We start from the raw sequence: 18,528 nt of genomic DNA, 5'->3' as shown, positions 1-18,528 counted from the left end.
GGGCGGGCCTTCTCGGCGATGTCGATGGCGCGCGGGTGCTCCTCGAAGGGCTTTGTGCGATGGGATGGAAGAACCGCAAGCCGGACCGCGACCCCGGCTAATCCTGTACGCCCCCCAGCAGCCGGTAGCCGGACGTCCGGCAGCTGTCGACGCCACATTGCACGAGCACCGATGCAACATTGAGCGCACAGAGCGCGACCACATAGATCGCGCCGGCGGTGGCGAGGGTTGCGAGCGCTCCGGCGGGCTTTCGCCCTTCGAACCTGTGATCGCCGCCCAGCACGGTAAGCTTGAGGCCGAACGCGACCAGGGTCGCAGCCGCGATCAGCACGCACCAGACCGGCATGTGGATGCCGAATACCGCGCTGCCGACGTAAGCATGTCCCGGCCGGGGATAGATGTTGATCAGCGTCTGCCGAACCGAGACGAACAGCAGGAACAACGTGAACAGGATGCTCCAGCCGGTGTTTCGGTCGGAATAGCCGCTGCGAAAATTCCGGATGATGCCAAAGCAGATACCGAACAGCGCCAGCCGCTGCAGCAGGCAGAGCGGGCACGGGATTTCGTGGTTGAAATATTGATAAGCCATGGCCGCGGTCAGGATCGCGGCGATGACGTAGAGCATCGACAGGTAGAACAGGGCGGTCAGCGTTTCGGCCGCATGCCCGCTGCCGGCGGAAGACGGGGCGGCGACGCTCATGTCACGAGTCCCCACCCGGCACAGCAATGTGATGGACCTGAATCCAGGGCATCCGAAAGCCATGCTGCGGGTTGTGGATCAGCCACAGGAATTCGCCGATCGCAAGCAGCAGGCAGGCCAGGATCGCAAGGTCCGCGACGCGGCCAAATCCGAACCATGCAAGAACCATTGCGACCAGAAGTGCCCCGAAAATCAGCAGCATCATGGATGGACACCCTGAACATTCCGCGCTCGTTCCGGCGGCGCGGCCGCGATCGTAGTCCGGCAAGCGGGCGTTAACAATGAGAGGCGGAACCCCCGCCCAAACCCGATCGTGAGCAGAAAAAACACCGGGGGGCGCTATGTATCGCGGGGGGCTGTTCGCGGAGGGAATCACCTATAATGCGCGCGGTCGCGCCATAATCTCCGTTTGCCGTCTCGGCACGAATCGCATCGCGTGTGACACATGGAAAACATGGATTTCAACGACGACGCCGAAATGTTCGAGCTTGCGCCGGTGTCGCTGTGGCTCGAGGATTACAGTGCGCTGAAGACGCTGTTTCAGCGCTGGCGCGCCGAGGGGGTGACGGACCTGCGCGCGCATTTCGAGGCTGATCCCGCGCGGGTGAAGCAATGCTCGGGATGCATCCGCCTGATCAAGGTCAACCGGAAGACGCTGGCGCTGTTTGAGGCCGGGGATGCCGATCACCTGGTCGGCAATCTCGACCGGGTGTTCCGGGACGACATGCTGACCACCCATGTCGACGAACTGGTGCAGCTCTGGGAAGGCAAGGCAGCGTTCGAGAGCCATACCGTCAATTATACGCTGTCCGGCCGCCGGCTCGATATCCAGCTCCATGGCCGCATCCTGCCGGGACACGAGGACAGCTGGGCGCGCGTGCTGGTCGCGATCGAGGACGTCACCGACCGCGAAAACGCCCGCCGCAAGATGACGCAGAGCGAGAATTACGCGCTCGGCCTGTTCGCGCATTCCCCGGTCTCGCTTTGGGTCGAGGATTTTTCAGGCGTGAAGAAGCTGCTCGACGAGATCCGGGAGCGCGGCATCACGGACTTCCGGGTCTTTACCGACGTGCACCCGGAATTCGTCACCCGCTGCATGAGCGAGATTCGGGTGCTCGACGTGAACCGGCGCACCTTGGAATTGTTCGGAGCGAAGGACAAGGCGGCGCTGCTTCGTGCCCTGCCGGACGTGTTCCGCGACGACATGGAGACGCATTTCCGCGAGCAGCTGATCGACCTGTGGGACGGCAAGCTGTTCCAGCTGCGGGAGGTGGTGAATTACGCGCTCGACGGCAGCAAGCTGAACCTGCTGCTGCAATTCTCGGTGCTGCCCGGCCGCGAGCGCGACTGGTCGCTGGTGCAGGTCGCCCTGACCGACATCACCGCGCGCAAGAAGGCGGAAGCCTATCTCGAATATCTCGGCACCCACGACGTGCTGACCAAGCTTTTCAACCGCTCTTTCTATGTCGACGAACTGAACCGGCTGGAGCGCAAGGGCCCGCATCCGGTCACCATCATCATGGCCGATCTGAACGGGCTGAAGGCTGCCAATGATGAATTCGGCCATGCCGCAGGCGACGCGCTGCTGCGGCGCGCGGGGGAAGTGCTGAATTCGGTCATCGAAAAGCCCGCCCATGCGTGCCGGATCGGCGGTGACGAGTTCGCCATCCTGCTGCCCGAAATCGACGAGGTTGCGGGCGAGGCGATGATCCAGACCATCCAGGATCTGGTGGCGATCAACAACAGTTTCTATCCCGATCAGGCGCTCAGCCTTTCGATGGGCTCCGCCACGGCGCGGCATGGCGAGCGCATGGAAGCGGCGGTCAAACGCGCCGATCTCGCCATGCTGGACGCCAAGCGCCAGCATTATTTCGAGGCCGAGCACGACCGTCGCAGGCCCAGCATGATGCGGGCGAGCTGAAGGCCCGCCCGGCATTGCATGAAAAGAATGCGCCGCGCGTCTATTCCGCGGTCCAGCCGCCATCGACAATCAGCGATGCGCCGGTCATCAGCGCCGACGCGTCGGAGGCGAGGAACACGATCGCGCCCATCAGGTCCTCGACCTGGCCGAGCCGGCCGAGCTTGATCTTGTCCAGCACCGAGCGCCTGAAATTTTCGTCCGCGAAGAACGGCCGGGTCATCGGCGTTTCGATGAAGGTCGGCGCCAGCGCATTGACCCGGATACCATGCGGGCCGAGTTCGACGCCCATGGCTTTCGTCAGTCCCTCGATCGCGGCCTTGGTGGCGCAATAGACGGTGCGGCGCGGGCCGCCGACATGGCCCATCTGCGAGGAGATGTGGATGATCGAGCCCGGCTTCTTCGCTTCGACCAGCCGTTGCACCACCGCCTGTGCGACGAAATAGGCCGAGCGCACGTTCAGCTTGAAGATGGCATCGAAGTCCTCGACCGTGACGTCGATCATGAAAGCGGGACGGTTCGAACCCGCGTTGTTGACGAGGACATCGAACGGCTCGGTTTTCGACACGAAGGCGCGCACCGCCTCGATATCGGTGATGTCGAGCGCAGTGGCGCTCGCCTTGCCGCCGGACTTCCGAATTTGATCGGCTGCGTCCTCGATCTCGTTCTTCGTGCGCGCCACGAGCGTTACATGCGCGCCGGCCTCCGCCAGCGCCGTCGCGGCCGCGAGCCCAATGCCGCGGCCGGCGCCGGTCACCAGCGCGCGCCTGCCGTCGAGGCGAAAGGAGGGCGTCTGCGGCAAAGGCGCGGTCATCGCGTCGGTCCTAATGCAAGGCGCGGATCAGGATTGCCACTGACGCGGCAAGGATCACGGTGAAGGTGACGGCCATTCCGGTCACCCGAAATGCGAAACGCTCCCGCATCTGGCTCACGCCATAGGCATGGCTGAGCCGTCCGGCCAGCAAAAGCGCGCAGAGGCCGTGCAGCAGCCAGGCCGGCGCGCCGCGCATTTCCACGAAGGCCAGGAGAAGCAGAGCAAGCGGCACATATTCCGCAAAATTTCCCTGCACGCGGACGCGCCGTTCCAAAGCGATGTCGCCCTGGAAGCCAAGTGGCAGCTTGCTGGACCGGCGCTGCCCGATCACACGGATCGACAACCCAACGAACATGACAGCGAGAATTGCCGCATAAACAGGCACAATCGCAAGCATCGCTATCCCCGCAACCGTTGATCGGAAGCGGAGATACGTGCGTGCCGCTGCCGGGTTGCACAGGTTGGCTGAAGTCGTACCCCGTCACCAGCGCGCGCCCGCCACCGAGCCGGAAGGAGGGGGTGTGCGGAAGGGGGGCCGTCATGTGAGGGACGCACTGCGCGCGCGCTCCCTCCCCCCACGCGAAGCGTGGTGGGGAGGGTAGGGGTGGGGGGTCGTGCGACCGAGCGTGATCTCTCCACCCCCCACCCCCGACCCCTCCCCACCGCTTCGCGGGGGGGCGGGGAGTCGAGAAAGTGTGCGTGTCTGTCACCGAGTCACTCCGCTGCCGTTGCGTAAGCTATGTTCCGCCCACCGTAGCGGCGCACACGGACATTGGCCTGTTCCGCGTGTCCCAGGAAACCTTCCAGCACGCAAAGCCGCGAGCAATATTCCCCGATCATGGCCGAGGCTTCGTCGGTCAGCACCTTCTGGTAGGTGCAGGTCTTGAGGAATTTCCCGACCCACAGACCGCCGGTGTAACGCGCGGCTTTCTTCGTCGGCAGCGTGTGATTGGTGCCGATCACCTTGTCGCCATAGGCGACGTTGGTGCGCGGCCCGAGAAACAGCGCGCCATAATTCGTCATGTTGTTCAGGAAATAGTCCGGGTCGCGGGTCATCACCTGCACATGCTCCGACGCGACGCGGTCGGCCTCCGCCACCATCTCGTCGACGGAGTCGCAGACGATCACCTCGCCGTAATCCTTCCAGGCCTGCCCCGCGGCGTCGGCGGTCGGCAGGATCGACAGCAGCCGCTCGACTTCCGCGATGGTTTCGTTGGCGAGCTTCTCGGAATTGGTGATCAGCAAAGCGGGCGAGGTTGGGCCGTGTTCGGCCTGGCCGAGCAGGTCGGTCGCGCAGATTTCCGCGTCAACGGAATCGTCGGCGATGATCAGCGTCTCGGTCGGGCCGGCGAGCAGGTCGATGCCGATGCGGCCGAACAGCTGGCGCTTGGCTTCCGCGACATAGGCGTTGCCGGGGCCGACGATCATGTCGACCGGATCGATGGTGTCGGTTCCAAGCGCCATCGCCGCCACCGCCTGCACGCCGCCCAGCACATAGATCTCGTCGGCGCCGCCGAAATGCATCGCAGCGACGATCGCCGGATGCGGCCCGCCGCGATGCGGCGGCGCGCAGGCGATGATGCGCTTCACGCCGGCGACGCGCGCGGTGACGATCGACATATGCGCGGAGGCGACCATCGGATAGCGCCCGCCCGGCACGTAGCAGCCGATGGCGTTCACCGGGATATGCCTGTGGCCAAGGATCACGCCGGGCAGGGTCTCGACCTCGAGATCCTGCATGGTGTTGCGTTGTGCTTGCGCGAAGTTGCGGACCTGCGCCTGCGCGAAGCGGATGTCGTCGAGGTCGCGCTTGCTTACCTGCGAGATGGCGCGCTCGATCTCCCGCGGCGTGAGGCGGAAACTTGCCGGTTCCCAGTTATCGAACTTCTTCGAGAGATCGCGGATGGCGGCATCCCCGCGCGATTTCACATCGGCAAGGATGCTTTCGACGGTCGCGCGCACCTTCGCATCGGCGGCTTCCACGGCGTCGGCGGACAGGCCGCGTTTGAGAGTGCGGGGCATGGGACACTCCATACTTTGCAGTCGTCCCCGCGCAGGCGGGGACCTATAGCCACTGCTCTGGAATATGGGCCCCCGCCTGCGCGGGGGCGACCGATTATTTCATCGCCTGCGGATTGATCGGGCTCCCGGTGCCGCCGGTGATGATCAGGGGCGGGCCGGAGAAGAAGAATTCGTAGATGCCGTCATTCTCGCAGTCGTCGGCGAGCTCCTTGAGATAGAAAATCTCGCCCATGCACAGGCCCATGGCCGGGATTACCACCCAGTGCCAGGGCTGGTTCGCTTCGGTGGTCTCGTTCGGCCGCACCTCGCAACCCCAGGTATCCATGCACAGCGCGCCGATCTCTTTCTCCTGGCACCAATAGCAATTCTCGAACATCACGCCGGGCGCGTCGCCGCCGGCATAGCCGCCCCAGACGCCTTCGGACAGGCAGCGCTCCATCTGCCCGGTGCGCACATGCACGAAGTCCCCTTTTCTGATTTCGACATTCTGCGCGCGGGCGCATTTGTTCAGTTCGTCATTGGAGATGCCTTCGCCGTCCTTCAGCCACGGCACGCCACGGAAGCGCGCGATATCGAGCAGCACGCCGCGCCCGACCATCTTGTTCCTGGAATGCTCGATGCCGAGCACGGAAAGCCCGCGCGAGTCGATCAGCTTGGCGTCATGGCCGTTGTAGCACTTGTCCTCGTAGAAGATGTGGCCGAGCGCATCCCAGTGCGTTGCGCCCTGGACGCACAGATTCAGGGTGTCGTCGGCGTAACGGATCTTGTTCCAGTCCTGCTGCCCGGTCACCGCGTCGGTGCCGGTGGCCAGCATCTGGTGGATCGGATTGAATCGTCCGCCGAACAGGCCGGTCTGCGGACCGTTGCGGTCGAGCGGGATGCCGAGCGCAAACACCTTGCCGCTGCGCACGAGCTTCGCCGCATTGACGATATCTTCCGGCGTGACGTGATTGAGCGTGCCGATCTGGTCGTCCGAGCCCCAGCGGCCCCAGTTGCTGAGCTTCTCGGACGCTTCCTCGATGGCCTTGAGGCCGACCTTGATATTCATCGACACGGGATCCTCCGCACCATTTTCGTTTGCGGCTCTTCCCATCCGGGCGGCCGGGCGGGATTGTGATCAAGCACCGCGGTCCCGTCTACCGAATAGATCGCAGCCTCGGCTTCCGCAGAGTTTCGACGATGTGGAATATCCGGGCGGAATATCGACCGCAGTGATGGGTTTGCCGCAGAGGACTTCACACCATAGGGAGGGCAGGATGCGCCGCGCCTGGTTCGGGATCGCCGCAATCGCGATCGGGTTCATCGGGTGGGCGCCGCCATCAGCCGGCGCGGCGTCCGTGCTTGACGAGTGGGGTCGTGTGAAGGTGCCGCCGGTGCCTGAGCTGCGGCCGGTCACGCTCGATCCCAAGACCACGGCGCTGCTGATGCTGGATTTCATGAACCAGAATTGCGGCAAGCGCGATCGCTGCCTGGCGCAGGTGCCGGCAATGAAGACGCTGCTGGAGACGGCGCGTGCGGCGAAGGTGCCGGTGGTCTACAGCTTCATCGCCAATACGACGGCAGCCGATGTGATCACCGACCTCAGGCCCGCCCGCGGCGAGCCCTCGGTGATCTCGGGGCCGAACAAGTTCATCCGGACCGATCTCGAGAAAATCCTGAAGGACAAGAAGATCACGACCGTGATCGCGGTGGGCACCGCCGCCAACGGTGCGGTGCTGCAGACGGCGTCCTATGCCGCGCTGCTCGGACTGAACGTGGTTATCCCGGTCGACGGCATCAGCGGGGATGCCTATGCCGAGCAATATGTGGCGTGGCATTTCACCAGTGCGCCGGGCATGGCGGCGCGCGTCACGCTGACCAAGAGCGACATGATCAAGTTCTAGCTGACAGCCGCTCGTCCCCGCGAAGGCGGGGACCCAGAGTCTCTTGCGCTGGATTCCCGCCTTCGCGGGAATGAGCGGAGTTTGTGTCTACACCTTCCCCAGCGCCCGCAGCACCCGCCCCGGCGTGAACGGCATGACGGTCAGCGGCTTGGCGCCGAGCGGGCGCAACGCATCGTTGATCGCGTTCATGACGCAGGCCGGCGCGCCGGCGGTGCCGGCCTCGCCCGCGCCCTTGGCGCCCAGTTCGGAATCCGTCGTCGGCGTGACCACATGGCCGACCTCCATGTCCGGCATTTCCATCGCCATCGGGACGAGATAATCGGCCATGTTGCCGTTCAGCATCTGGCCGCGCTCGTCGTACAGGCAATGCTCGAACAGCGCGCCGCCGAGGCCCTGAACGATGCCGCCGCGGATCTGCTCATCCACCAGCTGCGGATTGATCACGGTGCCGCAATCCTCGACGCACCAGTGCTTCAGCAGCTTGATGAAGCCGGTATCGGTGTCGACTTCGAGATACGAGGCCTGGATGCCGTTGGTGAAGGAGAATGCCCAGGCGCGCGGCACGTAGTGGCGCGTGGCCGACAGTTCTGACTGGAAGCCGGGCGGCAGCGTGTCGGGCCGGAAATAGCAGATGCGCGCGACCTCCTCGAGCGAGATGCGTTCGGTCCTGGTGCCCTTGTCGACCACGACGCCGTCATTGATATCAAGATCGGACGGCTTGGCCTGCAGGATCGAGCCGGCAGCGGCGAGGACGTTTTCGCGCAGAGCCTTGCCGGCCTGCCATGCGGCCTCGCCGCCGATGCCCGCCGCCCGGGAGGCCCAGGTGCCGCCGCCATAAGGGGTGTTGTCGGTGTCGCCCATGACGACACGCACCTTGTCCATCGACACGCCGAAGGCCGACGCCACGCATTGCGCGATCACCGCTTCCGCGCCCTGGCCCTGCTCGGACACGCCGGTATGGCAGAAGATCGCGCCCTTGCCGTCGAGCCTGACGGTGGCGCCGTCCTGCGCCGAAATCTTCGCGCCGCCGACGCCGTAGAAGGCCGCGCTCGGATTGGTCACTTCGATGAACGAGGCAAAGCCGATGCCGCGATGGATGCCCTTCTGGCGCGCGGCGGCCTGGTCTGCACGCAGCGCCGGATAGTCCATCATTTTCAGGATTTTTTCGGTCGAGGCGATGTGCGACAGCTTTTCGAACTTGATGCCGGAGGCCGCCTGTGACGGATGGGCGTCGTCCGGGATCAGATTTTTCTTGCGCACCTCCACCGGATCCATGCCGATTTTCGCCGCCGCGAGATCGACCAGCCCTTCGGTTACCGCCGTCGCGATCGGATGTCCGACCGCGCGGTACTGGCACATCACTCCCTTGTTCTGGAACACCACGCGGGCGCGGGCGCGATAATTCGGGCAGGTATAGGGCCCGCCGGTGAGATTGACGATCTGGTTGGCCTCGATCCCCGACGTGCGCGGATAGACCGAATACGGGCCGATGCCGGTGAGATCGTCGATCTCGAAAGCGGTGATGGTGCCGTCCGCCTTGATGCCGATCTTGCCCTTGACCCGGTGATCGCGGGCGTGGATGTCGGTGACGAAGCTTTCCAGCCGGTCGGCCACGAACTTGACCGGCCGCTTGAGCAGTTTCGACAGCGCAACGACGGCCATCTCGTCGGCATAGGTATGCACCTTGATGCCGAACGATCCGCCGACATCTTTCGTCACGACGCGGACCTGATGCTCGGCAAGGTCGAGATGCTTCGCGAACAGGTTCTGCATCATGTGCGGCGCCTGGGTCGCGTGATAGACCGTGAGCCGCTCCTCGCCCGGATTCCAGTCGGCGAGAATGGCGCGCGGCTCGTTGCACACGCCGGTATGGCGGCCGAAGATGAAGGTCTGCTCGATTACCGCATCGGATTCGGCGAAGGCCTTGTCCACCTGGCCGACATCGAGCGTGCGCTCGAAGGTGAGGTTGTCGCCAAGCTCGGGATGGATGACGGGCGTTGACGCATCGAGCGCGGTTTCCGGATCGGTGACCGCGGGCAATTCCTGGTAGGTGACGTCGATCAGCTCGCAGGCATCCTCGGCCTGCGCGCGCGTCTGCGCCACCACGGCGCAGACCGCCTCGCCCTGCCAGCAGGCGCGGTCGACAGCGAGCGCGTATTGCGGTGCCGACTTGATGCCCTTCAGATGCGTGAGCACGCCGACCCAGGGGGTGATGACCTTTGCCAGTTCGGGACCGGTCACGACCGCGATCACGCCGGGCGCCTTCTCCGCCCTGCGCTTGTCGAGCGTGACGATGCGGGCATGGGCGTGCGGCGAGCGCAGATAGGCGACGTGCACCATCCGCGGCAGCGTCATGTCGCTCACATATTGCGCGCGGCCCTGCGCCAGGCGCTTCAGGTTCGGGCGCGGCACCGAGCGGCCGATATAGGAATTCGGACGATCGAGCGCGGTCAGCGGGGAGGGGACGTCGGCGACGATTTTCATGCTCATTTCCCCGCGCGCGCCTGCGCCACCGCCTCCACCGCATCCACGATGGCGTGATAGCCGGTGCAGCGGCAGTAATTGCCCGAGATATGTTCGCGGATGTGGTCGCGGCTCGGCGCGGTGTCGTTCGCAAGAAGCTCCTGCGCGGTCAGCAGCATGCCGGGCGTGCAATATCCGCATTGCAGCGCGTTGCGTTTCTCGAAGGCGTCCTGGAGGTCGGCAATCTCGCCGGTGTCCGACAGACCTTCGATGGTTTCAACACTGGCGCCGTCGCATTGCACCGCGAGCATCAGACAACCGCGCACCACCTCGCCGTTCACCCGTACCGTGCAGGCGCCGCAGACACCGTGCTCGCAACCGACATGGCTGCCGGTGAGGCTGAGGTCTTCGCGCAGGAAATCGACCAGCGATTTGCGCGCCTCGACATGCGCGGTCATGGCCTCGCCGTTGACGGTGAGGCTGATGTCGTAGGCGTGCCTCATGCCCGCGCTCCCCTCAGTTGCGTGGCGACGCGGCGCAGCAAGACGCCCGCGAGATGCCTTTTCACGGCGCCGGTTTCCTGGATGTCGTCGGGCGGATCGAGGTCGAAGGCGAGAGCCGCGACCGCGTCGTCGAACTTCCCTGCTGCAAGCGCCGCTTCCGCCCCATTTGCGCGAATGGGGGTCAATCCGACCCCGAAATAGGCCAGCCGCACGTCCTTCAGCGACGCGCCCTCGGCGCGCGCCGATGCGGCAAGTCCGGTCAGCGCATAGTCACCGTGCCGGCGCGACAATTCGGCGAAGCCGAACCGCATGTCGGGCGTTGCCGACGGCAGCCGGATCACGGTCAGGATCTCATCGGGACCGATCGCGGTTTCGTACAGCCCCCTGAAGAAATCGTCCGCCTTGACGCGCCGTGCTCCATTCCTGCCGGCGATTTCGGCCTCGCCGCCGAGCGCCAGAAAGCAGGCGGGAAGTTCGGCCGCGGGATCGGCAAAGGCGATGGAGCCGCCGATGGTGCCGCGATTGCGGATCGCGGGGTGTCCGATATGCGGCAGCGCCAGGGCGACCAGCGGCGCGTGTTTCGCGATCACATCGGACTTCGCGGCCGCGGCATGGCGGACCAGCGCACCGATCGCGACATCGCCGCCGTTCAGGGCGATGCCATCGAGACCGGGAATGCCGTTCAGGTCGATCAGGATGTTCGGCTGCGACAGCCGCATGTTGAGCGTGGCCATGAGGCTCTGGCCGCCCGCGAGCAGCTTCGCGCCGTCACCATGCTCGCAAAGAAGCTTGATCGCGTCCTCGACCGAACGGGCCTTCGCATACGCAAACGGCGCCGGCTTCACACTCACCTCCCAGTCCCTGTTCTCGTATTTTGTTTTTTCTTATTCTGAGGGGCATCCAGCGTGGGCGTCAACAACAAGCGGTGTTTCCCGACCGCAACACCGGCATCGCAATTTCACCATGTCGCTGGATTGCGCTGACTCGCGGCCGTGCGCAGGATGCCCGCTTCTTCAGCTGCGACGTTTAGGGCGCAATGCGTGTCTGTTCGAAGGCGGGCACCTGCGCAGCGAACCGCTCGAGCCATTGCACCAGCCGTGGATGGGATGCACGCCATGTTCCGCCAAAGCGCAGGTCCTGATAGCCGAGCGCACAGGCAAGGGTGATCTGACCCACATGCGGCAACGGGTCAAGCGCTTGCGGTTCGGCCTCCAGTGTCTGCAGCGCGCGCCGAACCTTGTCGGCCTGATAGTCGAGCCAGGGCTGGTGACGGATGGGCTCGGGCCGGTAGCGCGCCTCGTAGATTCGCAGGATCGATGCGTCGAGGATGCCGTCGCACAACGCCTGCAGGCGCAGTGCGGCAAAACGTGCGTCGCTCGCGCGCGGGATGATGCGATCACCTCCGGCGAGATGATCGAGATATTCGAGGATCACACGCGAATCGAACAGCGACTGTCCGTCATCGAGAACAAGCGTCGGGACTTTTCCAAGCGGGTTCTGCCCGCGCAACGGGTCCGACTCGCTGTTGGTGTCAGCCGGTACGATGTCGATGCGGTCCGAAAGGCCGAGCACGCTTGCGGCGATCTCGACCTTGCGCCCGAATGGCGAAGGCGGCGCGGAACGGAGAATCATGGATATGTCCGGCTGGAGTTGCGATGAAAAAATTCTGGCGGCGGATCGCTATCGCGCCGCGCGCGGGTACACAAGTCAGCAGATGATCGAGCGACAGGCTATCCCGTAATCACGAGGTTCACAGCTTTCGGCCCCTTGCCCTTCTTGTCGGGCTCGACGTCAAAGCTGATCCGCTGTCCCTCAGCCAGGGACTTCATGCCGGCCTGCTCCACCGCCGTGATGTGGACGAACACGTCGCGTCCGCCATCGTCCGGCTTGATAAAGCCATAGCCACGCTCGCCATTGAAGAATTTAACAGTTCCCGTTTGAGCCATCGGGGAACTCCTTTCCCGCAATTGCTAAGCCGCCGTCCCCCACGGCGCGGCGGCTCGGCCGGACATTCACAATCGGGGAAAGCGTCAGCCTTCTCGGGCCTCTGTCACTCCGCCGGCCCCCCTAAGAGGGCGGAACGTCAAAGCCAGCGCTTCAGTAAAGACCAATGCCGGTCGCGTGGAAAGGGGAGCCGGCAGGGATTCACGCACGCGCAAGTGCGTCGATGCGAATTTCGGATCGCTCGTCCGGCCAGAATGCGTGCGCGAGCGCGGGCAGCAAAATTTGCGCTTCGTCCGCGAGCGTCCAGGGGGCGTTGACTGCCACAAGTCCGGTGCCGCGAAGTCGGTCCCCGGACTGCGCGGCACGGGACAGTTCTATTCGCAACGAATTTGCAGGCTTGCATGCCGTCAGCGACGCGAGGGAACGGGCAACCTGGCGCCTGTCCTTGATCGGATACCAGAGCAGGACCGTTCCGCCCGGCCACTTGCGATGCGCGGCGCAGACCGCATCGACCGCGCGCTGCAATTCGTGCTCCTGCTCATAGGGTGGATCGATCAGGACGAGGCCGCGGTTTTCCCTGGGCGGGATATAGGCGTTCAGCGCGGTCCAGCCATCGATTGGGATCATCTTGACCCGCTTGTCGCCGCGAAGGTTGCGCGCCAAGGCGCGCGCGGCATTGTGTTCGAGCTCGCAGGCGATCAGCCGGTCCTGGGGACGCAGCCAATGCCGGATCAGGATCGGCGATCCCGGATAGATCGTCAGCGTGCCGGTCGGGTTGAGATCTGCAATCACGGACAGATAGGGCTCGAGCAAGGCTGCGGCCGGCGCTGCGAAGGGGCGCTGCCAGACGCGGCCGATGCCGGCCTGCCATTCGCCGCCGCGCCGCGCCTCCTCGCCCGCAAGATCGGTGCGGCCCGAGCCGGCATGCGTATCGATCACACGGAAGGCGGCTTCCTTCTTGCGCAGATGCATGACGACGCGCGCGAGCAGAGCGTGCTTGACGACATCGGCAAAATTGCCGGCATGAAATCCGTGTCGGTAGTTCATCGGCTGGGAAGGGTGCCGGCCGAAACAGTTTCGTCAAGCGCCGCGCGATGCCGGTCGCAAGCCATCAAGGCTTTAAGTCAGGATTTCGAATCAGGATTCCGACTGCGCAGCCTGGCAGACCGGACGAACAAGCTTCAGGCTTCGGCGTTCCGTACGCCCGACATGTTCTCAGCCGCCGCGGACCGGTGGCATCATCACCTTTTCACTGCGGCACGACCTGCGGTCGACCTCGGCACAGTCGCGGAACTGCAAATCCTTGGACATGCAGATGCGCACTTCGCTGAGCCGCCGGTGGTCGCAGGTCACAGCGATCGCGTCGGGCGACAGACCGGGATTGGCTTCCACGAACGCCTTCTCGACCTCGCCGGGTGTCACCGCGAGATAGGCGGAGATGTCCTGATATTGCGCCGGGATGCGAACGGTCTCGCGCGCCTTGCGCACGATGTCGAAATATTGCTGTCCATTGAGGCCGGTGCAGGTGCCGTGGCGGTCCCACTGGTTAAAGACCAGTCGCGGCGAGGGCATGATGTCGAGCATGGTGTTGACGATGCTGCGCGGCAGCCGCGGCGCCGGAATCTGACAGTCGCGCGGGAAGCCGCGTTCATGCTGGGGCCAGAGCCCGTGCACCACGAAGGAATAGGGACGCTCGCCGGTGCATTGCTGCAGCCGGGACCGGCCGCCATTGCGCTCCCGCGATGATTCGCAAAAGGACGGCGACCACGACAAGGCGAGCACATAGAAGTCGAATTGCCCCGGCGCGTTCCGCGAATCCTGGGAGCGGTCCTGGAAGCGGTTCCGGTTGCGGTCCTCCGAGGGGAAGCGCGGCTGGAAGCGCTCCTGCGCCAGGCGTTCGCCGCCTCCGGACTGGGAATCCGGCTGCGCATCCTGCGCCAGTGCGGCGCCGGTCAGAAACGTTGGGATGACAAGAAGAGCGGCAAAGCGGTTCGTGATCGTCGACATGATACGCCCCCGACGGTTGACCCACGCGGGCAGGCTAGTGCAACGCATGGAACATTACAAGAACAAATGGAAAATAAAACGGGGAGATCAGGGCCGCATCATGCGGCAGGCCGGATTGCTTGCCCAGTTGCGATCGAGCCCCACCACGCACCATTCGACATCCCAGGTCGCGCCGATCAGTCCGAAATCCTCGCCGATCAGATAATGCACAGGCCGCCAGACGCCGTCCGAAAGCAGCGCGCGCGCCGTGCAGAAGCGCCTTGGAATCGTGTCGGACGACCAGGGCCGGTTTGCGGTTTCCTGCACGTCTTCGAACTTGACGATCCCGAGGCCGGAATTCCAGAAGGCGAATTCCTTGCCGCTGAAGCGGAGCTGGATCGCCCCGAGCGCCCAGCCCGAGTCGCAGGGCGGCAAGTTGCCGCTGTAGCGGGGGCCGCTCATCCAGAAGTTCTTCTCCAGCCAGTTGGCTGCCTTGGCCTGCGGCGCAACCGCGACCGCCGCCGCGATCACAGCGAGGACGACCCAAATGCGCCTGACCGACATGGAACCCCCCAAAACCAAGCCCGGCAGACGGTGCCGGGGTGCACGGTTGCGGTCAAGAGGCCGCTCCGATTGCGCGGCTTGCCGTGCGCATTTTCCTGCCAGGTGTGGCGTGAGTCGCCGCGGATCCGGCGCGCCGGGTTTTTGCACACGACTTTTGGCCGCGACCTTTCATACTCACTTACCACATGACATGTTTCGGACAATACTGATACGGGGGAGTCATCGTCGCGTTGCGGCGCGCCACGCGCGCGGGGGATCGGATGCGAGCGGACACGGCGGCACCAACCCAGAGCATGTTCGGCCTGCGCGCCGCCAGCCGTCTGATGCTGGAGGTCATCCCGCCCTGGACGCAGGAAATGGGATTGCTGATCGAGGCGGTCGAGGCCTGGCGTCCCGCCGGTGCGGCATTGGACTGGAATCCTGGAGCCGTGCTGCGGCTGCCCTTCACTCGCAAGCTGTGCGCCGACGGCAAGACCATTTCGCCCCAGGCCTTGATGGCTTTCGCCGACGCGGCAATGGTTTTTGCCTGCGCGGCGGCGTGGAACGGCTATCGGCCGATGACCGCGGTGGATCAGACCGCGCACTTTCTCGGCCCGGCGCAATTCGACCTGCTCGCCGATGCCCGCGTCATCCGCGCCGGAACCACGACGAGTTTCGGCCGTGTCTCGATTTTCGGAGCCTCGCACCGTCAGCCGGTCGCGATGACGTCCGGAGCCTATACCATGGTGTGAGTGGGAAACCTCGCACGACTTCCCACGTTGTCATGACCGAGAGTCCGTTTCGAAAGGGACATGGCCATGAGACGAATCCCGATCATTCCGCTGTTGTGCGTCCCCGTCGTCTGTACCGCGCTTGTGCTTGCGCCCGGCACCAGCGTTGCGCAGAACGGCACGATGCCTGCCCCCGCGCAGGCAGGCGACGACCCGAGCATGGCGCAGCCGCGCGGTTCAACCCAGCCGGCTCAGCAACAGCAACAGCCGGTGCACAATCCGGAATCCACGGTCGGGCTCGCTCCGGCCGAGCAGCCGGTCAACAACCTCAAGCCGCGGGTGGCGGGGGAGGTGGTTCCGTCGTCGCAGGAAACCGCGGCGCATAACGATTCGATCTTCGAACACGACCAGCAGCCGATCCTCACCCACACCTTCAACTTCACGGCCGACCAGCAGCAGGCCATCGTCGCCGCGCTTGCGCAGGAAAAGGACACCAACAAGCCGGGCAAGGCCCTCGAGCTTCAGGAGACGGTGGTGGTTCCGCGCGGTATCAAGCTCAAGCCGATTCCCGAACAGATCGCGCAGGAATTTCCATGGGTGAAGCCGTATCTGTATCTGAAGTCGGGCAACCGCATCGCGATCGTCGATCCGCACCTGCGCTATGTTGCGGCCATTATCGAATAATCAATCACTGCCTTCTAGGTGATGCGCGTGGCGAACGGTGACGGTCTGCCGTCGGCGCGGGTCTGGCTTGGGGAACATGGTGGGACGGATGCATCTTCGGCTGATTGGCTTTGCTTACGGCGCCGTGACCGCGACCATCGTGCTGGTTGCGGTCCTGGTGGTCACGGCGCATGTCGGCACGCCGGTCGAGGCACATCCCGAACCGGTTCTGGTTTCGGCAAAATAGCGGATCGCGCTCCGGCTCCCAATCGGGGAACCCGCGCGCCCGGGCGAGCGTTGTCGTCCGCAAAGAATGCGGAGCATGAAATGGCGCACCCCTCAACTGCGACCGAAAAGCGCGGCGGCGATCCCGACGTGAAAAAGCAACCCGCGCGGAAATCCGAATCCGACCCGGCGGAGAAGAAGCTGGAACAGGGACTCGAAGAGAGCATGGCGGGCTCGGACCCGGTCAGCGTGACCCAGCCGTCGCCCGATACGGAGGACCGCTCGCGCTAGCAGGAGACATCCGCCATGCCCGAATTTCGCCTGACGGGATTTGCCCTGCTGCTCCTTGCCGCGGCGCCGGCGCTCGCTCAGACCGGCGGTCTCCCGCCGACCGGGCCGGGCATCGGGCTCACTCCCGACCACAAGCGCACCATCTACCGCGAGATCAGCGAGGAGCCCATCCGCCCTCTTGCGGAGAGTGAGCAGGTCGCCATCGGTGCCGAAATTCCGGATCGGGTGATGCTCAACGAGATGCCGGTCTCCGTGAAGGACAAGGTCGGGGTGCTCCGCGACTTCAAGTTTGCGAAGCTCTCGAACGGAACCATCGTGATTGTCGACCCGGCGCGACGAAAGATCGTCGACATCGTGACCGAAGATGAAGGCGCCGCCGCGCCCTAGGTCGTCATCCCGGGCCACAGATCGCCGCCAGATTCGACCCGATTCGCTACAAACTGCCGTGAACCGCCCTGAATGCCGGAGCGACACAGCTTGGATCGCCGGTGCCGGGCTGGTAGGATTCCACAGCCTGTTCCGGTTCGAGGGAGGTGCGTCATGAGGCGTCTGGCGGCAATGCTTTGCGGCCTGTGGGCCGCCTTGACCCTGGCCACGGCCGATGCACGGGCCGAGAAGCGCGTGGCGCTGGTGGTCGGCAATGGCGCCTATCAGAATGCAAATCCGCTCCCCAATCCGGCCAGGGATGCGGACGCGATTGCCGCGATGTTCCGAAATGCCGGCTTCGATGTCGTCGAGACCAGGCGCGATCTCGGCAATCTGGAATTCAAGCGCGTCGCCCGCGAATTCAGCGTGGCCGCGCGCGACGCCGACATCGCGGTGGTGTATTTCGCCGGTCACGGCATCGAGGTCAACGGCACCAACTACCTTCTGCCGGTCGATGCCAAGCTGGTCACCGACTTCGACGTGGAGGACGAAGCACTCTCGCTCGACCGCGTAATGCGTGCGGTCGAGCCGGCCCGCCGGCTGCGTCTGATTATTCTCGATGCCTGCCGTGACAACCCGTTCGTGAATACGATGAAGCGCAGTGTGTCGACCCGCAACGTGTCCAACGGACTTGCCAGGGTCGAGCCGGTTTCAACCGACACCCTGGTCGCGTTCGCGACCAGGCCCGGTTCCACGGCCGAGGACGGGGTTGGCAACAACAGCCCGTTCGCCCAGGCCCTGGTCAAAAATCTGACCGTGCCGGGACGCGACGTGCGCATCGCGCTCGGCCATGTGCGCGATGACGTGATCCGCGCGACCGGCAGCCGCCAGGAGCCCTTCGTCGCAGGCTCACTCGGCGGGGCCACCGTTGCGCTGGTTGCAGACTCGCGCAAGCCGGACGAACCGACGCGTCAGATATCGGTTCTGCCGAATCCGCAGGCGGCCGAATTCGTCCCCGACCCGCAGCGCGACTACGAACTGGCGGAACGCGTGGGTACCAAGGAAGCTTGGGATTCCTTCCTTTCCGTCCATCCCGCCGGCTTCTACGCATCGCTTGCGCGTGCGCAACGTGACAAGCTTGTTCCAGCCGCGGCGCCGGCGGCGCAGTCGCAGCCGGGTGCTGCTCCTGTCACGCAAGTTCCGCAGCAGGTTGCCGCGCTGCCCGAGCCGAGCGATGCCGCGCCCGATCCGCAGATCGATTCCCGCGCCATTGCACGGGAGTTGCAGTCCGAGCTTGGCCGCGTCGGCTGCGACGCGGGCGCGCCCGACGGCATATGGGGCGACAGGTCGCGCGAAGCCCTGGATGAATTCAATCGTCGTGCCGGCACCGATTTCGACACGCGCGGGGCGAGCGTCAGCGCGCTGGAGACCGTACGGGTCCAGCGCGGACGCATCTGCCCGCTGATCTGTGGCAGC

22 protein-coding genes are annotated in these 18,528 nt (G+C 64.7%); 8 read left to right on the top strand and 14 right to left on the bottom strand.

Translation table 11 applies throughout. From position 1 onward, the window contains the following. Positions 1-97 precede the first annotated feature (97 nt). Complete coding sequence (locus tag AB7F49_RS24100; RefSeq protein WP_428527089.1) at positions 98-700, bottom strand: disulfide bond formation protein B; 603 nt, start codon at positions 698-700, stop codon at positions 98-100. Position 701: 1 nt separating this feature from the next. Next, a complete protein-coding gene (locus AB7F49_RS24095; RefSeq protein WP_428527087.1) occupies positions 702-905 on the bottom strand; it encodes a hypothetical protein in 204 nt (67 codons plus the stop codon). A 249-nt stretch (positions 906-1,154) separates the two neighbouring features. On the opposite strand from AB7F49_RS24095, the gene AB7F49_RS24090 reads away from it, so the two are divergent. Beyond that, positions 1,155-2,621 (top strand): diguanylate cyclase domain-containing protein, encoded by a 1,467-nt coding sequence (locus AB7F49_RS24090; protein WP_428527085.1) that lies wholly within the window; start codon positions 1,155-1,157, stop codon positions 2,619-2,621. Between the two features lie 40 nt (positions 2,622-2,661). Here the strand turns inward: AB7F49_RS24090 and AB7F49_RS24085 are convergent, their stop codons facing one another. The 4 genes from AB7F49_RS24085 to AB7F49_RS24070 all read right to left on the bottom strand — a co-directional run bounded on the left by AB7F49_RS24085 (position 2,662) and on the right by AB7F49_RS24070 (position 6,502). After that, entirely contained in the window at positions 2,662-3,432 is a 771-nt protein-coding gene (locus AB7F49_RS24085) for an SDR family NAD(P)-dependent oxidoreductase (protein ID WP_428527083.1), read from the bottom strand. 10 nt (positions 3,433-3,442) lie between these two features. Further along, positions 3,443-3,829, bottom strand: coding sequence for an MAPEG family protein (locus AB7F49_RS24080; RefSeq protein WP_428527081.1), 387 nt, complete (start codon positions 3,827-3,829; stop codon positions 3,443-3,445). A gap of 317 nt (positions 3,830-4,146) precedes the next feature. Further along, positions 4,147-5,454: a histidinol dehydrogenase gene (hisD, locus tag AB7F49_RS24075; protein ID WP_428527079.1), complete on the bottom strand. Its 1,308-nt coding sequence runs from the start codon at positions 5,452-5,454 to the stop codon at positions 4,147-4,149. Between the two features lie 94 nt (positions 5,455-5,548). After that, positions 5,549-6,502: a cyclase family protein gene (locus AB7F49_RS24070; protein ID WP_428527125.1), complete on the bottom strand. Its 954-nt coding sequence runs from the start codon at positions 6,500-6,502 to the stop codon at positions 5,549-5,551. Positions 6,503-6,710: 208 nt separating this feature from the next. Here AB7F49_RS24070 and AB7F49_RS24065 point away from each other — a divergent pair, with 208 nt between their 5' ends. Then, positions 6,711-7,337, top strand: coding sequence for an isochorismatase family protein (locus tag AB7F49_RS24065; RefSeq protein ID WP_428527077.1), 627 nt, complete (start codon positions 6,711-6,713; stop codon positions 7,335-7,337). Between the two features lie 87 nt (positions 7,338-7,424). Here the strand turns inward: AB7F49_RS24065 and AB7F49_RS24060 are convergent, their stop codons facing one another. The 8 genes from AB7F49_RS24060 to AB7F49_RS24025 all read right to left on the bottom strand — a co-directional run bounded on the left by AB7F49_RS24060 (position 7,425) and on the right by AB7F49_RS24025 (position 14,797). Beyond that, positions 7,425-9,821: a xanthine dehydrogenase family protein molybdopterin-binding subunit gene (locus tag AB7F49_RS24060; protein ID WP_428527075.1), complete on the bottom strand. Its 2,397-nt coding sequence runs from the start codon at positions 9,819-9,821 to the stop codon at positions 7,425-7,427. Between the two features lie 2 nt (positions 9,822-9,823). Further along, positions 9,824-10,303, bottom strand: a complete 480-nt coding sequence (locus AB7F49_RS24055; protein WP_428527073.1) for a (2Fe-2S)-binding protein — start codon at positions 10,301-10,303, stop codon at positions 9,824-9,826. Beyond that, positions 10,300-11,154 carry an FAD binding domain-containing protein gene (locus AB7F49_RS24050; protein ID WP_428527071.1) on the bottom strand — a complete coding sequence of 285 codons (855 nt, stop codon included), beginning with the start codon at positions 11,152-11,154 and terminating at the stop codon, positions 10,300-10,302. The genes AB7F49_RS24055 and AB7F49_RS24050 overlap by 4 nt, the downstream gene beginning before the upstream one ends. Before the next feature lie 175 nt (positions 11,155-11,329). Continuing rightward, positions 11,330-11,935 (bottom strand): glutathione S-transferase family protein, encoded by a 606-nt coding sequence (locus AB7F49_RS24045; RefSeq protein WP_428527069.1) that lies wholly within the window; start codon positions 11,933-11,935, stop codon positions 11,330-11,332. A gap of 98 nt (positions 11,936-12,033) precedes the next feature. Then, complete coding sequence (locus AB7F49_RS24040; RefSeq protein ID WP_428527067.1) at positions 12,034-12,249, bottom strand: cold-shock protein; 216 nt, start codon at positions 12,247-12,249, stop codon at positions 12,034-12,036. Between the two features lie 199 nt (positions 12,250-12,448). After that, positions 12,449-13,294 carry a 23S rRNA (adenine(2030)-N(6))-methyltransferase RlmJ gene (locus tag AB7F49_RS24035; RefSeq protein WP_428527065.1) on the bottom strand — a complete coding sequence of 282 codons (846 nt, stop codon included), beginning with the start codon at positions 13,292-13,294 and terminating at the stop codon, positions 12,449-12,451. Positions 13,295-13,462: 168 nt separating this feature from the next. Next, on the bottom strand, positions 13,463-14,254 hold the full coding sequence (locus AB7F49_RS24030) for a ribonuclease T2 family protein (protein WP_428527063.1): 792 nt from the start codon (positions 14,252-14,254) through the stop codon (positions 13,463-13,465). Between the two features lie 87 nt (positions 14,255-14,341). Continuing rightward, complete coding sequence (locus AB7F49_RS24025) at positions 14,342-14,797, bottom strand: hypothetical protein (protein WP_428527061.1); 456 nt, start codon at positions 14,795-14,797, stop codon at positions 14,342-14,344. A 260-nt stretch (positions 14,798-15,057) separates the two neighbouring features. On the opposite strand from AB7F49_RS24025, the gene AB7F49_RS24020 reads away from it, so the two are divergent. From AB7F49_RS24020 to AB7F49_RS23995, 6 genes are all read left to right on the top strand, one after another. Next, the gene (locus AB7F49_RS24020) at positions 15,058-15,528 is read left to right on the top strand and encodes a PaaI family thioesterase (protein WP_428527059.1); all 471 of its coding nucleotides are present in this window, start codon (positions 15,058-15,060) and stop codon (positions 15,526-15,528) included. Positions 15,529-15,594: 66 nt separating this feature from the next. Next, the gene (locus tag AB7F49_RS24015) at positions 15,595-16,191 is read left to right on the top strand and encodes a hypothetical protein (RefSeq protein ID WP_428527057.1); all 597 of its coding nucleotides are present in this window, start codon (positions 15,595-15,597) and stop codon (positions 16,189-16,191) included. Positions 16,192-16,279: 88 nt separating this feature from the next. Beyond that, a complete protein-coding gene (locus AB7F49_RS24010) occupies positions 16,280-16,417 on the top strand; it encodes a hypothetical protein (protein WP_428527055.1) in 138 nt (45 codons plus the stop codon). Positions 16,418-16,497: 80 nt separating this feature from the next. Further along, positions 16,498-16,686 carry a hypothetical protein gene (locus AB7F49_RS24005; protein ID WP_428527053.1) on the top strand — a complete coding sequence of 63 codons (189 nt, stop codon included), beginning with the start codon at positions 16,498-16,500 and terminating at the stop codon, positions 16,684-16,686. Positions 16,687-16,701: 15 nt separating this feature from the next. Then, a complete protein-coding gene (locus tag AB7F49_RS24000) occupies positions 16,702-17,073 on the top strand; it encodes a DUF1236 domain-containing protein (RefSeq protein ID WP_428527051.1) in 372 nt (123 codons plus the stop codon). Positions 17,074-17,226: 153 nt separating this feature from the next. Further along, a partial coding sequence (locus AB7F49_RS23995) for a caspase family protein (RefSeq protein WP_428527049.1) occupies positions 17,227-18,528 on the top strand: 1,302 nt, incomplete at its 3' end.

The sequence above is a fragment of the Pseudorhodoplanes sp. genome, assembly GCF_050250235.1.
In the GTDB taxonomy this organism is placed as follows: Bacteria; Pseudomonadota; Alphaproteobacteria; order Rhizobiales; family Xanthobacteraceae; genus Pseudorhodoplanes.
This window is presented reverse-complemented; position numbering and strand designations above follow the sequence as displayed.

What these genes read in the sequence shown, in the direction of transcription:
- AB7F49_RS24100 (WP_428527089.1), bottom strand. Translation starts at nt 700, where the DNA reads ATGAGCGTCGCCGCCCCGTCTTCCGCCGGCAGCGGGCATGCGGCCGAA.
- AB7F49_RS24095 (WP_428527087.1), bottom strand. Translation starts at nt 905, where the DNA reads ATGATGCTGCTGATTTTCGGGGCACTTCTGGTCGCAATGGTTCTTGCA.
- AB7F49_RS24090 (WP_428527085.1), top strand. Translation starts at nt 1,155, where the DNA reads ATGGATTTCAACGACGACGCCGAAATGTTCGAGCTTGCGCCGGTGTCG.
- AB7F49_RS24085 (WP_428527083.1), bottom strand. Translation starts at nt 3,432, where the DNA reads ATGACCGCGCCTTTGCCGCAGACGCCCTCCTTTCGCCTCGACGGCAGG.
- AB7F49_RS24080 (WP_428527081.1), bottom strand. Translation starts at nt 3,829, where the DNA reads ATGCTTGCGATTGTGCCTGTTTATGCGGCAATTCTCGCTGTCATGTTC.
- hisD (WP_428527079.1), bottom strand. Translation starts at nt 5,454, where the DNA reads ATGCCCCGCACTCTCAAACGCGGCCTGTCCGCCGACGCCGTGGAAGCC.
- AB7F49_RS24070 (WP_428527125.1), bottom strand. Translation starts at nt 6,502, where the DNA reads ATGAATATCAAGGTCGGCCTCAAGGCCATCGAGGAAGCGTCCGAGAAG.
- AB7F49_RS24065 (WP_428527077.1), top strand. Translation starts at nt 6,711, where the DNA reads ATGCGCCGCGCCTGGTTCGGGATCGCCGCAATCGCGATCGGGTTCATC.
- AB7F49_RS24060 (WP_428527075.1), bottom strand. Translation starts at nt 9,821, where the DNA reads ATGAAAATCGTCGCCGACGTCCCCTCCCCGCTGACCGCGCTCGATCGT.
- AB7F49_RS24055 (WP_428527073.1), bottom strand. Translation starts at nt 10,303, where the DNA reads ATGAGGCACGCCTACGACATCAGCCTCACCGTCAACGGCGAGGCCATG.
- AB7F49_RS24045 (WP_428527069.1), bottom strand. Translation starts at nt 11,935, where the DNA reads ATGATTCTCCGTTCCGCGCCGCCTTCGCCATTCGGGCGCAAGGTCGAG.
- AB7F49_RS24040 (WP_428527067.1), bottom strand. Translation starts at nt 12,249, where the DNA reads ATGGCTCAAACGGGAACTGTTAAATTCTTCAATGGCGAGCGTGGCTAT.
- AB7F49_RS24035 (WP_428527065.1), bottom strand. Translation starts at nt 13,294, where the DNA reads ATGAACTACCGACACGGATTTCATGCCGGCAATTTTGCCGATGTCGTC.
- AB7F49_RS24030 (WP_428527063.1), bottom strand. Translation starts at nt 14,254, where the DNA reads ATGTCGACGATCACGAACCGCTTTGCCGCTCTTCTTGTCATCCCAACG.
- AB7F49_RS24025 (WP_428527061.1), bottom strand. Translation starts at nt 14,797, where the DNA reads ATGTCGGTCAGGCGCATTTGGGTCGTCCTCGCTGTGATCGCGGCGGCG.
- AB7F49_RS24020 (WP_428527059.1), top strand. Translation starts at nt 15,058, where the DNA reads ATGCGAGCGGACACGGCGGCACCAACCCAGAGCATGTTCGGCCTGCGC.
- AB7F49_RS24015 (WP_428527057.1), top strand. Translation starts at nt 15,595, where the DNA reads ATGAGACGAATCCCGATCATTCCGCTGTTGTGCGTCCCCGTCGTCTGT.
- AB7F49_RS24010 (WP_428527055.1), top strand. Translation starts at nt 16,280, where the DNA reads ATGCATCTTCGGCTGATTGGCTTTGCTTACGGCGCCGTGACCGCGACC.
- AB7F49_RS24005 (WP_428527053.1), top strand. Translation starts at nt 16,498, where the DNA reads ATGGCGCACCCCTCAACTGCGACCGAAAAGCGCGGCGGCGATCCCGAC.
- AB7F49_RS24000 (WP_428527051.1), top strand. Translation starts at nt 16,702, where the DNA reads ATGCCCGAATTTCGCCTGACGGGATTTGCCCTGCTGCTCCTTGCCGCG.